The sequence below is a fragment of the Enterobacter sp. 725m/11 genome (assembly GCF_011683705.1).
Taxonomy (GTDB): Bacteria; Pseudomonadota; Gammaproteobacteria; order Enterobacterales; family Enterobacteriaceae; genus Enterobacter; species Enterobacter bugandensis.
Genome location: NZ_JAAQOK010000017.1, coordinates 51,980 through 71,719, shown reverse-complemented (window position 1 = coordinate 71,719; position 19,740 = coordinate 51,980). Strand labels below are relative to the sequence as shown.

The 19,740-nt window shown below is 55.9% G+C and carries 17 protein-coding genes and 3 pseudogenes; 8 read left to right on the top strand and 12 right to left on the bottom strand.

All coding sequences use genetic code 11. From position 1 onward, the window contains the following. Positions 1-30: 30 nt before the first annotated feature. Positions 31-1,623 (bottom strand): maltose/glucose-specific PTS transporter subunit IIBC, encoded by a 1,593-nt coding sequence (gene malX / locus HBA26_RS09680; protein WP_126345682.1) that lies wholly within the window; start codon positions 1,621-1,623, stop codon positions 31-33. 177 nt (positions 1,624-1,800) lie between these two features. On the opposite strand from malX, the gene HBA26_RS09675 reads away from it, so the two are divergent. After that, the gene (locus tag HBA26_RS09675; protein ID WP_028012924.1) at positions 1,801-2,829 is read left to right on the top strand and encodes a Mal regulon transcriptional regulator MalI; all 1,029 of its coding nucleotides are present in this window, start codon (positions 1,801-1,803) and stop codon (positions 2,827-2,829) included. Position 2,830: 1 nt separating this feature from the next. Here the strand turns inward: HBA26_RS09675 and HBA26_RS09670 are convergent, their stop codons facing one another. Next, positions 2,831-3,727 carry a LysR family transcriptional regulator gene (locus HBA26_RS09670; protein WP_126326102.1) on the bottom strand — a complete coding sequence of 299 codons (897 nt, stop codon included), beginning with the start codon at positions 3,725-3,727 and terminating at the stop codon, positions 2,831-2,833. Between the two features lie 107 nt (positions 3,728-3,834). Here HBA26_RS09670 and HBA26_RS09665 point away from each other — a divergent pair, with 107 nt between their 5' ends. Further along, on the top strand, positions 3,835-4,815 hold the full coding sequence (locus HBA26_RS09665; RefSeq protein ID WP_126345681.1) for an MBL fold metallo-hydrolase: 981 nt from the start codon (positions 3,835-3,837) through the stop codon (positions 4,813-4,815). A 15-nt stretch (positions 4,816-4,830) separates the two neighbouring features. Then, positions 4,831-5,685, top strand: coding sequence for an alpha/beta hydrolase (locus HBA26_RS09660; protein WP_049000884.1), 855 nt, complete (start codon positions 4,831-4,833; stop codon positions 5,683-5,685). 38 nt (positions 5,686-5,723) lie between these two features. Here HBA26_RS09660 and HBA26_RS09655 read toward each other — a convergent pair whose 3' ends face one another. Both HBA26_RS09655 and manA read right to left on the bottom strand, forming a co-directional pair. Then, entirely contained in the window at positions 5,724-7,256 is a 1,533-nt protein-coding gene (locus HBA26_RS09655) for a YdgA family protein (RefSeq protein WP_063942572.1), read from the bottom strand. A 99-nt stretch (positions 7,257-7,355) separates the two neighbouring features. Beyond that, on the bottom strand, positions 7,356-8,531 hold the full coding sequence (gene manA / locus HBA26_RS09650) for a mannose-6-phosphate isomerase (protein ID WP_028012929.1): 1,176 nt from the start codon (positions 8,529-8,531) through the stop codon (positions 7,356-7,358). A 199-nt stretch (positions 8,532-8,730) separates the two neighbouring features. Between manA and fumA the strand changes: the two genes are divergently transcribed. Further along, positions 8,731-10,377 (top strand): class I fumarate hydratase FumA, encoded by a 1,647-nt coding sequence (fumA, locus tag HBA26_RS09645; RefSeq protein ID WP_126345680.1) that lies wholly within the window; start codon positions 8,731-8,733, stop codon positions 10,375-10,377. Positions 10,378-10,514: 137 nt separating this feature from the next. Continuing rightward, the gene (fumC, locus tag HBA26_RS09640) at positions 10,515-11,909 is read left to right on the top strand and encodes a class II fumarate hydratase (protein WP_126345679.1); all 1,395 of its coding nucleotides are present in this window, start codon (positions 10,515-10,517) and stop codon (positions 11,907-11,909) included. Here fumC and tus read toward each other — a convergent pair whose 3' ends face one another. The 3 genes and pseudogenes from tus to HBA26_RS22890 all read right to left on the bottom strand — a co-directional run. Further along, entirely contained in the window at positions 11,910-12,839 is a 930-nt protein-coding gene (tus, locus tag HBA26_RS09635; protein ID WP_126345678.1) for a DNA replication terminus site-binding protein, read from the bottom strand. Between the two features lie 73 nt (positions 12,840-12,912). Next, positions 12,913-14,211: a two-component system sensor histidine kinase RstB gene (rstB, locus tag HBA26_RS09630; RefSeq protein WP_126345677.1), complete on the bottom strand. Its 1,299-nt coding sequence runs from the start codon at positions 14,209-14,211 to the stop codon at positions 12,913-12,915. A 29-nt stretch (positions 14,212-14,240) separates the two neighbouring features. Further along, positions 14,241-14,489, bottom strand: a pseudogene (locus HBA26_RS22890) (site-specific integrase); the annotation flags it as partial. A gap of 37 nt (positions 14,490-14,526) precedes the next feature. Between HBA26_RS22890 and HBA26_RS23105 the strand changes: the two are divergent. Further along, positions 14,527-14,700 (top strand): annotated as a pseudogene (locus tag HBA26_RS23105) (KilA-N domain-containing protein); the annotation flags it as partial. 6 nt (positions 14,701-14,706) lie between these two features. Here the strand turns inward: HBA26_RS23105 and HBA26_RS09625 are convergent. Next, the gene (locus tag HBA26_RS09625) at positions 14,707-15,093 is read right to left on the bottom strand and encodes a hypothetical protein (RefSeq protein ID WP_126345674.1); all 387 of its coding nucleotides are present in this window, start codon (positions 15,091-15,093) and stop codon (positions 14,707-14,709) included. 320 nt (positions 15,094-15,413) lie between these two features. Between HBA26_RS09625 and HBA26_RS09620 the strand changes: the two are divergent. Continuing rightward, positions 15,414-15,566, top strand: a pseudogene (locus HBA26_RS09620) (DJ-1/PfpI family protein); the annotation flags it as partial. Between the two features lie 175 nt (positions 15,567-15,741). Here HBA26_RS09620 and HBA26_RS09615 read toward each other — a convergent pair. Then, entirely contained in the window at positions 15,742-16,002 is a 261-nt protein-coding gene (locus HBA26_RS09615) for a hypothetical protein (RefSeq protein ID WP_049138868.1), read from the bottom strand. 243 nt (positions 16,003-16,245) lie between these two features. Next, entirely contained in the window at positions 16,246-16,962 is a 717-nt protein-coding gene (rstA, locus tag HBA26_RS09610; protein WP_028012938.1) for a two-component system response regulator RstA, read from the bottom strand. 128 nt (positions 16,963-17,090) lie between these two features. On the opposite strand from rstA, the gene HBA26_RS09605 reads away from it, so the two are divergent. Beyond that, the gene (locus HBA26_RS09605; protein ID WP_014883596.1) at positions 17,091-17,426 is read left to right on the top strand and encodes a GlpM family protein; all 336 of its coding nucleotides are present in this window, start codon (positions 17,091-17,093) and stop codon (positions 17,424-17,426) included. On the opposite strand, the gene folM is transcribed toward HBA26_RS09605, so the two are convergent. Both folM and HBA26_RS09595 read right to left on the bottom strand, forming a co-directional pair. Then, positions 17,423-18,145: a dihydromonapterin reductase gene (gene folM / locus HBA26_RS09600; protein WP_126345673.1), complete on the bottom strand. Its 723-nt coding sequence runs from the start codon at positions 18,143-18,145 to the stop codon at positions 17,423-17,425. The two genes, HBA26_RS09605 and folM, sit on opposite strands and share 4 nt — an antisense overlap. A 39-nt stretch (positions 18,146-18,184) precedes the next feature. Further along, positions 18,185-19,567 carry an amino acid permease gene (locus HBA26_RS09595; protein WP_047368429.1) on the bottom strand — a complete coding sequence of 461 codons (1,383 nt, stop codon included), beginning with the start codon at positions 19,565-19,567 and terminating at the stop codon, positions 18,185-18,187. Positions 19,568-19,740: the final 173 nt, after the last annotated feature.

The window sequence follows — 19,740 nt, the reverse complement described above, 5'->3', positions numbered from 1 at the left end:
AAAACCCCCTCATGAGAGGGGGTTGAGGCATCAGGCTTCTACTGTTCGCATCAGGGTTGCCAGCTCATCTTTCACCGACTGAACTTGCGGGCCGATAACCACCTGCAAATTATGCTGATTTAACTGTACCACGCCGATGGCCCGGTTGGCTTTCAGGGCGTTGGTATCCACTTTTGACATATCCGCCACCGACAGACGCAGGCGGGTGATGCAGTTATCCAGCGAGGTAATGTTATCCGCACCGCCCAGCGCAGCCAGAATGGCAGGGGTGTTATACCCGGATTTGCCCACGGTACCGGCCACCGCCTGCTCAACGCTGGTGGCGGTATCGGTATCGCGGCCCGGCGTTTTCAGGTTAAAGCGGGTGATGGCGAAGCGGAAGATACCGTAGTACACCGCGAACCAGATAGCCGCCACGACCGGCACCAGATACCACTTGGTTGACAGGCCGTGCAGGATCCCGAACACCACGAAGTCAATCACGTTGCCGTCGGTGTTGCCGATGGTGACGCCCAGCACCGCCATCACGGTAAAGCCCAGGCCGGTCAGCAGCGCGTGGATGAGATACAGCACCGGCGCAACAAACAGGAACAGGAATTCGATAGGCTCGGTGGTGCCGCCCACGACGCAGGCAATCACGCCGGAGATCAGCAGCCCTTTAATTTTATGTCGGTTTTCCGGGCGCGCGCAGTGGTACATCGCCAGCGCGGCACCCGGCAGGCCGCCGAGGAAGGCCGGCATTTTACCCTGAGACAGGAAGCGGGTGGCGCTTTCAGAGAAGCCGTGGGTAGTCGGACAGCTCAGCTGCGCCTGGAAGATGGTCAGCGCACCGCTCACGTCGTGACCGCACACCTCCATGGTACCGCCCGCTTCGGTGAAGCGAATCAGGGCCACCAGGATATGCTGCAGGCCAAACGGCAGCAGCAGACGCTCGCCTGTGCCGAAGATCATCGGACCAAAATCTCCCGCGCCGTTGATGATGCGGCCAATGCCGTTGATGCCCATCGCAAAGACCGGCCAGATCAGCGGAATGATCAGGCCGAACAGACCCATAACTACCAGGGTGACAATCGGCACGAAGCGGGTACCGCCGAAGAAGGCCAGAGCATCCGGCAGGCGGATATTGTGGAAGCGTTCGTGCAGCATCCAGATAATCACCCCGGCGATCACCGCTCCGAGGATCCCGGTATCAATAGACTGAATACCAATCACGCTCTGAATGTTGTTGGCCTTCAGCACGGCAGTATCGGTCGTCGGCAGAATGCCTTTCGCGGTCAGCCAGAAGTTAACCGCCAGGTTCATCACGGCGTAACCCACAAACCCGGCAAAAGCCGCGACGCCTTTATTCTCGCGGGCCAGGCCCAGCGGGATGGCGATGCAGAACATCACGGGCAGGAAGCTAAACGCGAAGGAGCCGACCTTACTCATCCAGATAAAGATCGCCTGCAGCACGGGAGTACCGAGGAACGGGATCAGCGTGATGACGTCTTTACTGCTCAGCGAGCTGCCGATCCCGAGCATGATCCCGCAGAACGAGAGGAGCGCCACGGGCAGCATAAAGGTTTTACCCAGTTGCTGGAAAAACTCCCACAGCGATATTTTTTGTGCTGTTTTCGCCGTCATAAAACGACTCCTTTATTGTTAAAATCAGTTTGCCTGCTTCAATGATGCGAGAAGATAAAACGTTTTATCAAAGTTTAGTGCGCGCTAAATCACATTCTTAGGCTTTGACTGGTAGTATAAAGATAACGTATTGATAAAACGTTTTACCGATCTCATTTCAGGGAGTCACGCTGACACATGGCTGTAGCGAAAAAAGTCACCATCAACGATGTCGCGCTGGCGGCGGGGGTTTCCGTCAGCACCGTTTCTCTCGTGCTCAGTGGTAAAGGGCGCATCTCGCCCGCAACCGGCCAGAGGGTGAACGAGGCGGTTGAACAGCTGGGCTTTGTGCGTAACCGTCAGGCGTCGGCGCTGCGCGGCGGGCAAAGCGGGGTGATTGGCCTGATTGTCCGCGACCTGACGTCACCTTTCTATGCGGAGCTGACCGCCGGGTTAACTGAAGCGCTGGAAGCGCAGGGGCGGATGGTCTTTCTGCTGCACGGCGGGCGCGAGGCCGGGCAGCTTCTCTCCCGTCTCGATATGCTGCTGACCCAGGGGGTTGACGGAGTGATCGTCGCCGGGGCGTCGGGCGTGGGTAGCGAACTGTGCGAGCGCGCCGCCGAAAAAGGCGTGCCGCTGGTGTTCGCCTCGCGCGCCAGCTATCTGGACGAGGCCGATACGCTGCGCCCGGATAACATGCAGGCCGCGCAAATGTTGACCGAACATCTCATTCGCCGTGGGCATCAGCGCATTGCCTGGCTGGGAGGGAAAAGCTCCTCCCTGACGCGCGCCGAGCGGGTCGGCGGCTACTGCGCGACGCTGATTAAATACGGCCTGCCGTTCCACAGCGAATGGGTCGTGGAGTGTGAATCCAGCCAGAAGAAAGCGGCGGAAGCGATAGGCGCGCTGCTGCGAAGCAATCCGACGATCAGCGCCGTGATTTGCTACAACGATGTGATTGCCATGGGTGCCTGGTTTGGCCTGATCCGCGCCGGGCGTCAGAGCGGCGAGGGCGGGGTGGAAACCTTCTTTGGCCATCAGGTGGCGTTAGGGGCGTTCGCCGACGTTGGTGAAAACGCGCTGGACGATCTCCCCATCGTCTGGGCTACCACCCCTGCGCGGGAGATGGGCTACACGCTGGCAGACAGAATTATGCAGCGCATCGACAACACGGATGTCCAGTCCGGGCACCAGATTGTGGCGGCGCGGCTGGTGACGGTGAAATAACTCAGCTCTGCTGCGTAAGCGGGTTGAGCGTCAGATGTGTCTCCAGGGCTTCTACAAATTTTCGTACTTTTGCCGGGATCAGCCGGGAGGTCGGGTAAACCGCCCAAATGGCCAGCGATTCCGGCTGAGCATCTTCCAGAATGATCCGCACGAGTTTACCCTCAGCAATGGCAGGCTCTACGTACCAGCGAGATAAATTTGCGATGCCGAGTCCCCCCAGACAAGCCTCGAAAATCGCCTCAATAGAGTTAGCCGAGAATCGGCCTGACACCTTTTGTTTGTAGCGCTGTTCACCCTTCTCAAACGACCAGTGTGTCGTATCTGAGGTGGTCAGGCAGCTATGTCCAGCCAGATCGTTAAGCAATTTCGGTGAACCGTACGCGGCGAGATACTCCGCGCTGGCGCAAAGCTCGCGGGGGTTATCGCAGATGCGGTGTGCGACTAACCGGTTATCGCGCAGCGGTGCAATGCGTAACGCCACGTCTATGCCTTTCCCGACAATATCAATTTGCTCATCGGTTGCCAGCAGGTCGACCTGCAGGGCAGGATGTTGCTGCATAAACAGCGGCAACATCGGTGCAACGATCTTGCGTCCAAACGCCGCTGAGGCGGTAATGCGAAGGCGTCCGGACAGGTGCGTACCATCAGGAAACAGATCGGCAAGCGCGTTATTTTTATCTTCCAGCAACGCCTGCGCATGCGGCAAAAAAACGTCACCATCGCTGGTCGGTGAGAGGGATCGCGTGGTGCGATGCACCAGCCTGACCCCCAGCTCAGCCTCAAGATTGTTAAGAGAGCGTGACGCCGCCATGGCGCTCATTGAGAGCCGACGCGCGGCGCCCGCCAGGCTACCCGCCTTAATGGCTTCGACAAACACTTCTACGTCTTCCAGTTTCATTATATCGTTTTTCGTTATGTTGCCTTATCAAAGTACATATCTACAGTATTTATCGTTACGCTGCCATAGTCTCTTCACAACCTGAAAAATATCAATCTGGAGTGAAGATGAAAAAGTTGAAAACGGTTCTGGCATTCAGCAGCCTGTTACTGGTAAGTGCCGCCTGGGCTGACGCACCTGCGCAGGTGAAGCAGCAGGTTCCCGGCTATTATCGTCTGGCGGTAGGGGAATATGAGGTCACGGCGCTGTTCGACGGCTATAACGACCTTTCGCCGTCATTACTCCACGGTCTTTCAGATGACAAGGTTCGTAAACTGCTGGCTCAGCATAAAATCGATGCCGACCGCATGCCGACCGCTTTTAACGCTTTCCTGGTTAATAGCGGTAAACATCTGGTCATGATTGACAGCGGAGCGGGGCACTGCGTGCCGGAAACGGCCGGCCAGCTGGTTAACAATATGAAAGCATCAGGCTATCGTCCCGAGCAGGTTGATACCATTTTCCTGACTCACCTGCATCTTGACCACGTGTGTGGCCTGAGCGATGCAGACGGTAAAGCGTTGTTCCCCAATGCCACCGTCTACGTACCGCAGGGGGAGGCCGACTACTGGCTTGATCCTGCAAAAGAAGCGAGCGCGCCGGCTAATGCGAAAGAGTATTTTGCTATCGCCCGAAAAGCATTGTCTGAGTATAAAGCCTCCGGACATCTTAAAACCTTCGTTCCGCCAGCTTCGCCGATCCCGGAAGTCCAGACGGCCTATGCCGTTGGCCATACGCCCGGCAGTACCGTTTATCGCTTTGCGTCGCAGGGGACGGCTATTAACTTCATTGGGGATTTGATTCATGCGCCAGCCGTCCAGTTCCCGCATCCTGAAGTGTCTATTCGCTTTGATGTCGATTCGAAAAAAGCCATCTCGTCCCGGGCGCAGGAGTTTAACGCCCTGGCGAAAGACGGCGAGTGGATGGCCGCTGCGCATCTGCCTTTCCCCGGTATTGGGCATATCACCGCCTGGCAGCAGGGCTATAGCTGGAACCCTGTAAATTACGGTCCTTATCAACGTGCGGCAAACGTGCCTCTGCTGAAATAAAGTGAGGTTATAAATATGAAAAGTTACACCGTAACGGCAAACGGCATTCGCCAGTTTGTGGTTGAAGAGGGTGAAGGCGCGCCGGTTATTCTTCTGCACGGTTTTCCTGAAACAAACTATGCCTGGCGCTACCAGATACCTGTATTGTCCCGGCACTACCGCGTCATCGCGCCGGATTTGCGAGGATATGGCGAAACGGATAAACCGGCTTCTGGCTATGATAAACGGAACATGGCCCGGGACATCCGGGAGCTAATGCGTGCGCTGGGGTTACAGAAGGTGGTGCTGGTGGGGCACGATCGCGGGGCGCGCGTCGCGACGCGGTTCGCAAAAGATTACCCTGAGCTGGTGGATCGTCTGGTGGTCATGGATAACGTGCCAACGCGTATCGTGGCGCGCGATTTGAATGCGTCCATCGCCCGCGCATACTGGTTCTTCCTGTTCCATCTTGTGCCCGATCTGCCGGAAGCGCTGATTGCGGGACGTGAAAATATCTGGCTGCGCCACTTTTTCTCAGACTGGACCTACGATCCGTCAACCATCAGTGGCGAGGCGTTTGACACCTATGTTCGCGCGTATCAGGCGCCCGGAGCCGTGCGAGGCGCGATGGCTGACTATCGCGCCAACGCGGAAGACGTGGCGCAGGATCTTGCCGACGCTGACGTGAAAATCGCCTGTCCGGTAATGTCGCTGTGGGGCAATGATTTTCACGCGGTCGGAAAGCTCTTCGATATGCAAAGCGTCTGGGCTGAAATGGCGGATAACCTGCGGGCGCAGGGTATCGACGAGTGCGGCCATCTTCCTCAGGAGGAACAGCCTGAGAAAGTTAACGCCTTGCTGCTGGATTTCCTGGAGGGATGGAAAGGATAAGGGCAATAAAAAACCCCTCTTGCGAGGGGTTTTGACGTTTACTGCTGCGGTGCCGCCGGTACGGCTGGCGCTGCGGGTTCAGCCGGTTCCGGCATTCCCAGCGTCGGCATACCAAACATGCCAACAAACTCTTCCAGCGGCATTTTGTCGCCATTCAGCGTTACCTGGCCGTTGGCATATTGCAGGCTGGTGGAAATGGTGTTGTCTTCCACTTTGGTGATGCGGAACATCTGACCCATCGCCGCCAGACCTTTCACCTGCTGGTTCGCCAGCTTGCCGGCATCTTCATCGCCGTAGCCTTCCAGCTTCGCAATCTGGGTCATAAACTCGGTCGCCATATCCATCGGGATGGTCAGCTTACTGTCGAGCGACTTCACGCTGCGATCCACTTCCTGCGCCAGCGTCTGCGGTTCACCCGTGGCGGCTGCAGGATCTTTCAGGAACAGCGACAGGTTAAAGCTGGTTTCGCCTTTGCTGTTTTTCCAGCTCAGCGGCGCAACGGTGACCACCGGCTGGCCTTTCAGCAGGATTGGCAGGTTATTGAAAAGCACCGCCATCGCCTGCTGCTGGTACACTTCCGGGTTCTGCTGCAGCGCGGCGTCGGTCAGCAGCGCCTGGCTCTCTTTGCTGTATTTCTGGCTAAATTCGTGCCATGCCTGGCCGTCGATATTGCCGATCTTCAGCGACAGCTTGCCGGTGCCCAGATCCTGATTCTGCACTTTCAGGCTCTTCAGCGTGTAATCCAGCTGGGTATTGATGCTCTTACCGTCTTTGGATACGTCGGATTGACCGTTAACGTCCATGCCTTCCAGCACGGCCATCTCTTTTCCTTCAATTGCGATAGCAATTTTATCCACGGAGAGCTTCTGATCGCCGATACGCTCTTTAAAGTCGGTCATACGGCTGTTGCCGTCGGCTTTCAGGTTGTTGAAGGTGAGCTGAACTTTTTGGTTATATTCGTTCACGGCGTTGACCAGGCCGCTTTCCGCTTCACCCGTCATGGAGAAGACGTTGCCGTCCCGATCCGCATCAAGTTTGAAATGGCCGCCGCTGAAGGCGACTTTTTCGTTCTCTTTCTCGTAGTTCAGCGGTTTCAGCGCGATATCAGAACTGGTATCACCGGAGTAGCTAATACGGGTGTTAATGTCGAAAGGTGATTCATTCTTCGCCAGGTCAAACAGCGGTTTAGTGACGTCGTTATTCACCAGTACGGTATGAACGGACGCCATGGACGGGATCAGGTTAAACGACTTTAGCTGCGCCAGCGGCAGCGGACCGTGGCTTACCACTTCATCCAGCACCACGCTCTGTCCCGGCTTCAGCCAGCCGTTTGCCACACCGGCCACCGGCTTCACCACCAGCTGCATGCGGCTGGTGAACACGCCGCGCTGATAGTTCTGGTAGCTCAGCTCCAGACCCGCCTCCGGCGCGCTGCGCTTAATTTCTCCGTTAGCCTGCGCCACCATCTCAGCCAGACGGCCTTCCAGCTGTTTCCCGGTAAACCAGGAGGCACCCGTCCAGACCACGCCTAACGCTACAATCACTCCAACCGCTACGACCGATTTTTTCATTGCGACTATCCCTAAAATGAAACCAGGCGGTAAAAACCGCCCGGAGATATTAAGCCTTCAACTAGCTTAGCAAGAGTTGTTAAAAAATTCAGTAAGTGCTTAAAGCTTATTAAAAACGCGCGCCAGGCGACCAGTGCCGCTCACGCTGACCGGGGACTCATTGGCTGCAACGAATGCTGACTCGCCAGGCTGGAGAACCAGACGCTGCTCGCCTTTGCGTAGCGTTGCTTCGCCCTCGACGCAGAACAGGATCGCCGCGCTTTCCTGTGCGATTGTCGTTTCCGTCTGATTGAGGTCATGCAGGGAGAACGCAAAATCCTCAACCGGAATCGGGAAGTCCAGCTCTGCGCCGTTTTTCACCGGCTGAGTCAGCAGCTCCGCGGCAGGCTTCGCCACAAACTTCACGTTGGCAACCAGCTCAGGGATGTCGATATATTTCGGCGTCAGGCCCGCGCGCAACACGTTGTCAGAGTTGGCCATCACCTCCAGCGCTACGCCCTGCAGGTAGGCGTGCGGGGTTTCCGCGAACAGGAACATCGCTTCGCCCGGGTTCAGCTTCACCACGTTCAGCAGCAGAGGGGAGAACAGGCCGCTGTCGTCAGGGTAAAACTCGGAAATCAGGCGGATGGTCTCCCACGGTTCCCCTTGCTGGCTGTTCAGGGCTGCTTTCAGCACCGCCAGCGCGTGAGATTTCTCTTCACCCTGCATATTCAGCAGGCTGGCAAACAGCTGGCTGAGCGCGTCCGCGTTTGGGTTTTCGAGGAAGTGGGCAATAGCCTTGTTGGCACCCGCGACCGGCTGCAGCAGGGAGATAATCTCTGAAAACTCGCGGAACGCGTTCATCGCCAGGAACGGCGTCAGCGCGAACACCAGCTCCGGCTTGTGGTTAGGATCTTTGTAGTTACGCTCGGCGGCGTCCAGCGGGATGCCCGCCGCGTTCTCTTTGGCAAAGCCGATTTCAGACGCTTTCTTGTTCGGGTGAACCTGGATGGAGAGCGGCTGGTCGGCGCACAGCACCTTAAACAGGAACGGCAGTTCGCCAAAGCGCTGAGCCACCTTGTCGCCCAGCAGTGCGGCTTTATCGGCATCAATCACGTCACGCAGGCTGCGTACCTGGCCGCTGGCGTCTTCAATTTTTGAGCTGCTCTTCGGGTGCGCCCCCATCCACAGTTCCGCCATCGGCAGGTTGTTCGGGTTCGCGATACCGTAGAGATCCGTTAACGCAGTTTTACTTCCCCAGGCGTAGTTTTGCACTGAGTTAATGAGTTTTTGCATTATCAAGCCCTGATTCAAATGTGGAATTAACTCCGGTTATTAAAGCAATAAACTACGTGGAAGTAACCTGTGGATGTAAAAAGTCGTACTAGTCTCAGTTTTTGTTAAAAAATTGTGTAGGATAAGCTGACTCGCTTTTAAGCCGGGCAGCGGAACATCTGCCCTGAATAAACAGACCGAAGCAGTAAGTGAGAGAACAATGTCGAATAAACCCTTCCATTATCAGGATCCTTTCCCCCTCAGTAAGGATCAGACCGAGTATTACCTGTTAACCCGCGATCACGTCTCCGTCTCTGAGTTTGAAGGACAAGAGATCCTCAAGGTGGATCCGCAGGCGCTGACGCTGCTGGCGCAGCACGCTTTCCACGATGCCTCCTTTATGCTCCGCCCCGCGCATCAGCAGCAGGTTGCCGATATTCTGAGCGACCCGGAAGCCAGCGAAAACGACAAGTACGTTGCCCTGCAGTTCCTGCGTAACTCCGATATCGCGGCGAAAGGCATTCTGCCAACGTGCCAGGATACCGGCACGGCGATCATCGTCGGTAAAAAAGGCCAGCGCGTCTGGACCGGCGGCGGTGACGAAGCGGCGCTGGCTCACGGCGTCTACAACACCTACACCGAAGACAACCTGCGCTACTCGCAAAACGCGGCGCTGGATATGTACAAAGAGGTCAATACCGGCACTAACCTGCCTGCACAGATTGACCTCTACAGCGTCGACGGTGACGAGTACAAATTCCTCTGTATCGCCAAAGGCGGCGGTTCAGCCAACAAAACCTATCTCTACCAGGAAACCAAAGCGCTGCTCACTCCGGGCAAGCTGAAAAATTACCTGGTTGAGAAGATGCGTACCCTCGGCACCGCGGCGTGCCCGCCGTACCATATCGCCTTCGTGATTGGCGGAACCTCAGCTGAAAGCACGCTGAAAACCGTCAAGCTGGCCTCGACCAAATACTACGACGGCCTGCCTACTGAAGGTAACGAGCACGGTCAGGCGTTCCGCGACGTGCAGCTTGAGCAGGAGCTGCTGGAAGAGGCGCGTAATCTGGGACTCGGGGCGCAGTTTGGCGGTAAGTACTTCGCCCACGACGTGCGCGTGATCCGTCTTCCGCGCCACGGTGCCTCCTGTCCGGTCGGGATGGGCGTCTCCTGCTCTGCGGATCGCAACATCAAGGCCAAGATCAACCGCGAAGGCGTGTGGATCGAAAAGCTGGAAAATAACCCGGGCAAATACATCCCGGAAGCGCTGCGTCAAGCGGGTGAGGGTGAAGCGGTTCGCGTTGACCTGAACCGTCCGATGAAGGAGATTCTGGCGCAGCTTTCTCAGTATCCGGTCTCGACCCGTCTCTCCCTGAACGGCACGATCATCGTGGGCCGCGACATTGCGCACGCGAAGCTGAAGGAGCGTCTGGACAACGGCGAAGGGCTGCCGCAGTACATTAAAGATCACCCGATCTACTACGCGGGCCCGGCGAAAACGCCTGAAGGCTATGCCTCCGGCTCGTTAGGCCCAACCACGGCAGGGCGTATGGACTCGTACGTTGATCAGCTTCAGGCCAACGGCGGCAGCATGATCATGCTGGCGAAAGGCAACCGCAGCCAGCAGGTGACGGACGCGTGCCACAAGCACGGCGGCTTCTACCTCGGCAGCATCGGCGGCCCGGCGGCGGTTCTGGCGCAGGGCAGCATCAAGAGCCTGGAGTGCGTGGAATACCCGGAGCTGGGTATGGAAGCGATCTGGAAAATCGAAGTGGAAGACTTCCCGGCGTTTATCCTGGTGGATGACAAAGGCAACGACTTCTTCAAGCAGATCCAGTCGTCCCAGTGTTCGGCGTGCGTGAAGTAAATTGAAAAAAACGGGTGGCGCAGCCGCCACCCGACATCAAAAAGAGCGCACAAAGCGCCATACCGTTTCTCAGAAGTCATCAATACTTATCCCTTAAGCATGTGAGCAATCCCTCTTTTGTTATCAAGGAGAAAGTAATGACCACGGTACGCCATGAGAAAGACTCGATGGGCGCCATCGACGTCCCGGCCGACAAGCTCTGGGGCGCGCAAACCCAGCGTTCGCTGGAGCACTTCCGTATTTCGACCGAAAAAATGCCCGTCTCGCTGATTCAGGCGCTGGCGCTGACCAAACGCGCCGCCGCGAAAGTGAACCAGGATTTGGGCCTGCTGGACACCGATAAAGCCACCGCCATTATCAACGCCGCAGACGAAGTGCTGGCGGGCAAGCATCCTGACGAATTTCCCCTTGCTATCTGGCAGACCGGTTCCGGTACCCAGAGCAACATGAACATGAACGAAGTGCTGGCGAACCGGGCGAGCGAGCTGCTGGGCGGCGTGCGCGGCATGGAACGTAAGGTCCACCCGAACGATGACGTCAACAAAAGCCAGAGCTCTAACGACGTTTTCCCGACGGCGATGCACGTGGCGGCGGTAATCGCCATTCGCGAGCAGCTTATCCCGCAGCTCAACGTGCTCAAATCCACGCTTAACGAGAAAGTGCAGGCCTTCCGCGACATCGTCAAGATTGGCCGTACGCACCTGCAGGACGCCACGCCTTTGACGCTCGGCCAGGAGATTTCCGGCTGGGTGGCGATGCTGGAACACAACCTGAAGCATATCGAGAACAGCCTGCCGCACCTGGCGGAGCTGGCGCTCGGTGGGACGGCGGTCGGTACCGGGTTAAACACCCATCCAGAATACGCGGTGCGCGTGGCGGAGGAGCTTGCTGCCATCACCGGACAGCCGTTCGTCACGGCGCCCAATAAGTTCGAAGCGCTGGCGACCTGCGATGCGCTGGTCCACACCCACGGCGCGCTGAAGGGGCTGGCGGCCTCGCTGATGAAAATTGCTAACGACGTGCGCTGGCTGGCCTCGGGCCCGCGCTGCGGCATCGGTGAAATCAGCATCCCGGAAAACGAGCCGGGCAGTTCCATCATGCCGGGTAAAGTGAACCCGACCCAGTGCGAAGCCATGACCATGCTCTGCTGCCAGGTGATGGGCAACGACGTGGCCGTCAACATGGGCGGTGCGTCCGGCAACTTCGAGCTGAACGTCTATCGCCCGATGGTGATCCACAACGTGCTGCAATCTGTTCGTCTGCTGGCGGACGGGATGGAGAGCTTTAACGAGCATTGCGCGGTGGGGATTGAGCCCAATCGCGAACGCATCAGCCAGCTGCTCAATGAATCTCTTATGCTGGTCACCGCGCTCAATACCCATATTGGCTACGACAAGGCCGCCGAGATCGCCAAAAAAGCGCATAAAGAGGGGCTGACGCTGAAAGCCTCCGCCCTGGCGCTGGGCTATCTCACGGAGGCGGAGTTTGACGCCTGGGTTCGCCCGGAAGCGATGGTCGGTAGCCTGAAATAATCATCCCGCCACGTACAGGTGCAGCCGAGGAATAATCAGCTGTAGCGGCTGCGCCTGAGGTCTGTAACGGTGCTGAACATTGTCAGCATCGTAATTCAGCAGTTCCCCGATATCGGGTACCACCGCGCCCTGATCGGCATCGTAAAGCGCAATCAGCGGCGTCGGGCAGGCATACTGTACCTGCTTTTGCTGACCGGAATACCAGACGCGAGCGATAGGCTGCACCTTCACCGGGCGCTTTATCTTCAGGCGCGCATCCGCTGGCAGCGAGGCGATGCTGTGGTACTCCTGCTCCAGGCGCTCAATCCACTGCTCCCGCGACCACGGGGCGACCGTGCGCGGCGATTTCAGGCTTTTTTCCAGTTGGGCCAGAATCTCATCCCGGGTGAAGTTTTTAATGATGTGCTTATTCGCCCAGCCGAAGCGCAGCGTAGCGGGGTGACGCAGTACCGTCAGCGTCCGATAGGCATTCAGGGTAATCAGCCCCGGAAGCTGGCGGTGCACCCACTCAAACCGCGCGGCAGGCGCGAGGCCGGACTCTTCGGTGATGATCTTTTCAAAGGCCGCTTTCAGGGTGTTGATATGCGCAATCTGGCTTTCCAGCGCTTCGCGCGATGTCGCATCGGTTTGCAGGCAGATGACCCCCGGCAGGCGCACGGCGGCCTTGCTGCTGCGGTTTTCTGACTGCTGCTGGATAAACAGGCGACGATAGTGTTTTAGCGCCAGCTCAAGGGCCGCGCTGCCGATGTGCTGTTCGACCTCGATGGTGTCCAGCGGATCGTGCTCGGCTCCCTTAGCCACTTCCGGCAGGGTAAAGACGCGCGCGGCCAGCAGGCGACAGGCCTGCAAACGCCCGGTCAGGGTCAGGAGTTCGTGTTCTATTTCCCGAAACGTGCCGTTAAGCCGTTCGATGAGATCGTAGTTCGCCATAAACACTCTCATTAGTTACAACATACTTAACATATAGCACAGCACGCCGGGTCAGGCCAGCGTGCGGTTGAGGTCATGCAGGGACGGGAAGGGCGATGTTATGGTACACCGGCCAGCTAAAACAGAAGCGTGCGCCGCCGAGCTCGCTCTCATCGCAATGCACCGTGCCGCCCATCGCCTGCGCGATAGAGTAGACAATCGCCAGCCCCAGGCCGCATCCGCCGGTGGCGCGATCGCGGCTGGGATCGAGGCGGACAAACGGTTCAAACACGGTTTCTCGCGCTTCCGGGGCAATTCCCGGTCCGTCGTCCTCCACCGTCAGGCTGGCCCGGTTGCCCTGCAAATCCAGGCCAATCTGGAGCGTACTTTCACTGTAGCGCATGGCGTTGTTCATCAGGTTGTCCAGCACGCGCTCCATCAGGCGCATATCGAGCGCGCCGTAGTCACCCGGCGTGACGCGCGTCAACAGCGTGCGCTGCGGGTTTACGCTCTGAACGTCATCAATGTGGGTTTGCAGCCAGGCGGGCAGATCCGGCGTGGTGAGGTTCAGCTCGTTTTGCGGGCGGTCGAGACGCGCGTAGGTCAGCAGCTCCTCAATCAGCGCTTCAAGCTGGCCAATGTCGCGGTTAAGCGCCTGATTCTCTGCCTCGGTCAGATTCTCGCTCATCTCCAGACGGTAGCGCAGACGAACCAGCGGCGTGCGCAGCTCGTGCGCAATTCCGTCGATCAGCTGCTTCTTACTGGCGATCAGGGCGTTGATGTTATCGGCCATCTGGTTAAAGGCCACGCCCAGACGCTCAAAGCTGGAACCGCTGTCGAAGTGAATGCGTTCGGTAAAATGCCCCTCACCAAAACGCTGCGCGGCGGATTCCAGCTTCAGCATGTCCTGCCAGTGGGGCCGCATCCAGATAAAGACCGGAAATGCGAGCGAAATGGCGATAAAGGCCATCAGCGCCATGTCCAGCAGGCGCATCTGGTGCAGATAATAGAGATAGGGCACCGGCCCGACGGCCAGCACGTAATGGCTGCGCGGAATGCGCTGGATAAAGGTGTATTTTTCATCCAGCGCAACGATGTCCCCGTCGCGCAGACGCTGCATGGCGGGCGGATCCAGCTCAAAATCTTTCAACGGCTCAATGCGTAAATCGAATGACAGATTAAGATCCAGCTCTTTCAGGGTTTTCGCCCAGTCGTGTGGCGGGATCTCTCTTAGCTCGCTGCGCATCAAATAGAGCGAGCTTTTCATCAGATCGTCCAGCGACTGCCGGCCCGCACGTTCGGCGGTGAATTTATAAACCAGGCCGACCAGCATGGTCATCACCAGGAAGCAGACAAACAGTAAAAGATAAAACTGTACAAACAGCTTTTTCATTAAATATCACCGGGACATCAAGTAATTAACTACTTTGTTTTGACCTTCAGGGGCACTATAGGGACATTTGCATATCCGCCAAAGCGCTGATTCAAAAATGGTACCTGATCGCTATCGAGAACATTTATCCTCGCAGAGTATACATGGAAGACCATCTCTGCATTCTCATCACCCATCTGATTCGCTATAAAAGCAGGATTAGCACCTGCCGACAACATCCAGCACGTGTATGTATGACGCAGCTGATCGGGGCGTCTGCGGCGAATGCCCGATCGTTTATCGTTCGGTAGGCCTGTCTTCTCTTTCAGTTTTGAAGCAATTTCTCGGCTGAACAAGCTTGATCATATTATTAATACCGAAACGAAAGAGGTTAGTCATTGCGCCAGCAAAATGGCCCGGTGGGAAGCTGGTGGTAGGAAACAATTTCTTCATGTGGCTCGTGAGTGGGTGATGAGCGCAGTTCAGATTTATTTGCCAGGCTTCAAATAGATAAAATTACTTCCTGTAAAGGTCGCCTTGACCGGACCTTGCTCTTTCCCAGATTTCATCATCAGAGAGTGAAGTTTCTATCAGTTCAATCGGTGCGCCATTGTCATTAATCATGGCAACAAAGAAACCGTCAATGGGCTCATAGGGACCAAGAATGACTTCTTCATCTTCGATAGCTCTTAACAGGTTGTCCACTTTGAAGGCGACGTGAGGCACAGTTTTTATCAGATTGTGGAGTGGGGAACTATCTTTAAATCTATGCCACTGCACACGAAACTGACCTGGGTTATCAACTGTATACATCCCGGCTTTTTCGCTGTATGCACCTTCAAAAACGCCATCCTGTAACGGGATGCCGAAGTGATGAAAAGTATACTTTACATTTGATTTCATTCTTATCTCGCTAACTAATTAATGACAATGTAATTGAGCATAGGATGTAACTACTGTGGGCAATGTACTAAATATAAACAACTAAAGAATACCATATATGAAATTCTTCCAACACGAGCGCATTTGTAAGTGGATTTAAAAGGGATATCCCTACAGCGGATAAATCACCTGCTATTCCCTTGAGTGGATAAATAGACGTTCATGACTTACATCGACAGATGCATTAAACCTGTAAGGGAATCGATTTAACTGCTGGTAATTTTGAAGTGATCAATCTGATGCGAGCGTTTGTTTCTGAAGGTTTTGAATTTTTTACAAACTTATGCAGCAAGCGGTTTGGTTCAGTTTGTACGGGGGCATTACTCCTGGCACTCACCGGAAAGCTAAATGGAAAAAGAGTGACCACGCATTGGGCATGTGCGAAAACCCTTTCCGCCAGGCATCCCCAAATAATTGTAGAGGCAGATGCGTTGTAACGAGCCGTTAATAGCTTTGCGAACGGGAGAGAAGCTATAGCCTTTCCAGTAAATTGCAGGTTTTCTGCACACTAAACTGCACAAACAGCTTTTTCATTGGATCTCACCAAAAAAACGCTATGTGCAGAATATACATGAAAACCCTTCGGGTTTTTCACGTCTGTCGAGCGTGTTATATGGCTTTCGCGCTGTTTTTTACCTTGGCGATGAATTTTTCGGTCACGGCCAGGCCTTCCGCAATGTGCGTATCAATCACATCCGCCCCGTATTCGCTGATGAGATCCAGCAGTATTTCGTAAGACTGGATGAGTTCCAGCAGGTCAAAGAGCGCTTTTTGATCGGTGCGTGAGGGGGAGGTGTGGTTAAGGGTTGCCTGATTAACAATCCACTCAAGATTGGTTTTTATCGCTTCTACCTGACCGTAGCTATACATAATTCATGGGCTTAAATCCTCATTTCAAGATTTCTGGGAGCGATGTCGTGAAAGCTTCACGGCGAAAATGAGTAAAACGATCGCAAGAGCGGGATGAGCTGAAGACAGGAGAGTCGAGAAGCTAATTATGGAATAGTTTGCGTGCTTAGCAAGTTAAATGTTGCGCAAACGTAAAAATAAATGCGCGAAAAGAGGGCGTTTCGCGCAATGCCTTCAATTCGCGCAGATTATCCTATCCGACGATCAGGTTTCCCAGGCGTGTGGGGCAAACAGATAACCCTTGTTACGCACGGTTTTAATGCGGTAGGGCTCGGTGGCGTTATCCTGCAGTTTTTTGCGTAATCGCGAAATCGCCACGTCAACGCTGCGATCCATACCGTCATAGCTCACGCCACGGAGGTTTTTCAGCAGCGCGTCGCGGTCCATGATTTGCCCGGCATGCGTGGCCAGCTCCCAGAGCAGGTCAAAGTCTGCGGTAGAAAGGGCGATAAGCTCGCCGGAAAGCAGGACCTGGCGGTTAACCGGGTCAATAGACAGCGTACCGAAGCGCAACGCTTTGTGCGGCGTCAGGGACGGCGCGGGCGCTTCGCGTTCGATGCTGGCGTGCTGGCGCAAATGCAGGCGCAGGCGGGCCAGCAGGACGGCAGGCGGTGTGGTTTTCAGAATGTAATCATTGGCGCCCATCTCCAGCGACAGAATATGGTTCATATCGCTGTCCAGTGAGGTAAGCAGTACGATAGGACCGTCCCAGCGGGCGCGCAGGTCCCGGCAGAGCGTCATGCCGTCTTTGCCTGGCAGCATGATGTCCAGCAGCACTAAATCCGGGTTTTCACGGACGACCACCTCTTCGGCACGATCGCCGCGAGGCTCAACAATGACGTCCATATCATGTTTACCCAGATAGGCGGCGATCAATTGCCCGACTTCGGGTTCGTCTTCAACATATACAATCTTATTCATACAGCGTCTGTTTTCGTGAAAAAAGCCAAAATACACCGCGGAACCTTAACCTTCCATTAATCTTTCAAAATTAACGCCGCTTCCGTTATTCTGACGTTTCTTGTTATTTGATTGTTATAGGAAAAAATATGGGGCTGGTGATCAAAGCCGCGCTGGGGGCGCTGGTGGTGTTACTGATTGGCATTCTGGCAAAAACCAAAAACTACTATATTGCCGGGCTTATCCCGCTGTTCCCGACCTTTGCGCTGATTGCCCACTATATTGTGGCCTCTGAGCGGGGTACGGAAGCGCTACGCACGACCATCGTGTTTGGCATGTGGTCAATCATTCCGTACTTTCTCTACCTGCTTTCCCTGTGGTATTTCACCGGTTTTCTGCGGCTTCCCCTGGCGCTGGGCGGGGCAGTGGTCTGCTGGGGGCTCAGCGCCTGGGTGTTAATCTTCTTCTGGAGCCGCTTTCACTAGCGCAGCGGGCGGCCGCCGTCCACGGCAAAGGTTCTGCCGGTGACGTAGCAGCTGGTGAGCAGATAATCTACAAGGTCGATCACCTCTTTCTCGCCTGGGGCAATTTTCATCAGCGACTTATTCAGCGCCTGCTGGCGGTATTCCGCATCATCGTGTTCGTTAAACAAAATCATCGCCGGGGCGATGGCGTTCACCTTTACCTCGGGCGCGAGCTTGCGGGCAAAGGAGCGGGTCATGTTATCCAGCGCGGCTTTGCTGGCCGCGTAGGCGATATGCTTGTCGCTGCCGCGCTCCACCACATAATCGGTAAAGTGAATAATGTCGCCCGCCGCATGCCCGTGGCCGCGCAGCAGATCCTGCAGCGCGTGGTTAAGCAGATAAGGGGCGTTAACGTGGATCTGCAGCATGGCGGAGAGCGTATCGCTGAGGGACGTGCCGGGCTTCTCGGCACACCATGCGCTGGCATTATGGATCACGGCACGCAACCCCGTCGCGGTGGATTTAACCTGTTCGGCAAAGGCCAGAATGCCTTCGTCGGTGGAAAAATCAGCATGAATGCAGATCGCTCCGGCTTTGCGCAGCCCCTCAATCGACGGGTATTCCGTACGGTAGCTGACAATGACCGGATGGCGAAGATTGAGAAAGTGATGGGCGAGGGCGAGGCCGATACGGCGGCCTCCACCGGTGATCAGTATTGGGCGAAGCGGTGCATTTCCCATCGTATTCTCCTTTACAGTTCAACAATGGGAAAGACAGTGCTATCCCATTAACATCCAGGTTGCCGGTACGGCAGCAACCAGTAACAGCCCGATTAAGGCCATTTCACGGCGTTTCAGCGCGTTCTCCAGCTGATGCGTGCGGCGGGCATAGATAAACACCAGCAGACCCGGCGCATACAGCACAACCGACAGCAGTAGATGCATCGGCCCGGAAGCATACAACAACCACAGGCCGTAAATACAGGCCCCTACGCCCACAACATAGTGCGCCGGACGCGTGGCGATTTTTAACAAATACGCACCCACTAAGAAATAGGGTACCAGAATCATCTCCGAGGCGATGGTCAGCAGGGTGTTATAGTCTGAACCTGTGAGCCAGATCAGCACCAGACAGACCTGAACGCTGATGTTGGTCAGCCAGAGTGAGGCTGATGGCGCATTATTATGATTTTGACGGGCAAACAGGCGTGGAAACGCCTTGTGCGTCGCGGCCAGGAACGGCACTTCAGCCGCCATGATGGTCCAGCTCAGATAAGCGCCGCAGACGGAGACGATCAGCCCTGCGGCAATCACCACGTCGCCCCACGGGCCGAGCATTTTCACCATCAGGCCTGCCATGGACGGGTTACGCATTTCGGCCAGTTCAGGACGCGCCACCACGCCCAGCGAAAGCAGGGTCACCAGCAGATACACGCCCAGCGCCGCCAGGACGGCCAGCAGCGTGGCGCGGCCCACATCGCGCTTATTACGCGCGCGGGCAGAAACCACGACGGCACCCTCAACGCCGATAAATACCCACAGGGTAATCAGCATCGTGTTTTTCACCTGCTCCCAGACCGGAACGCCCAGCGCGATGCCGCTGAAATCAAGCGAAAACACGTCGAGACGGAACGCAATGAAGGCCAGCACGATAAACAGGCCAAGCGGCACCAGCTTCGCCAGCGTCGCCACCAGGTTGATGCTGGCGGCGGTCTGGACACCGCGCAAAATCAGCCAGTGAACAATCCACAGCAGCACCGAGGCGCCGACGATAGACTGCCAGGTATTGCCGTCGCCAAACAGGCGCAGCTCAGGGGTATCGGTAAAGAAACTGAGTGCCGAGAAGACAATCACCAGATAAGAGACGTTGGCGATGACCGCGCACAGCCAGTAGCCCCAGGCGGAACAGAAGCCGATTAGCTCGCCGAAACCTTCACGTGCATAGGTGAAAATGCCGCCGTCCAGATCCGGGCGAATGCGCGTCAGCAACAGCATGGCAAACGCCAGCAGCAATATCCCGACACCGGTAATGCCCCAGCCAATGAGCAGGGCGGCAGGGCTTGCGACGGCCGCCATGTTCTGCGGTAAACTGAATACGCCCGCGCCCAGCATTGAGCTCAATACAAGTGCAGTTAAAGCACTCAGGCCAAGTTTCTTTTCCATTGGCTTCCTGTTATGAAAAGTCCCAATCCAGAATAATTATTTCGCTAAGGCGCATAAAAATGGTGGATCACACTAAGGCGCGGGATTTTACGGAGTGTAACGAAAGCATGCAATGATGTGTGGCAGATTTTCAAAAAAAGTAACAAAAAAGGCGGCATTGCGCCGCCTTTCGT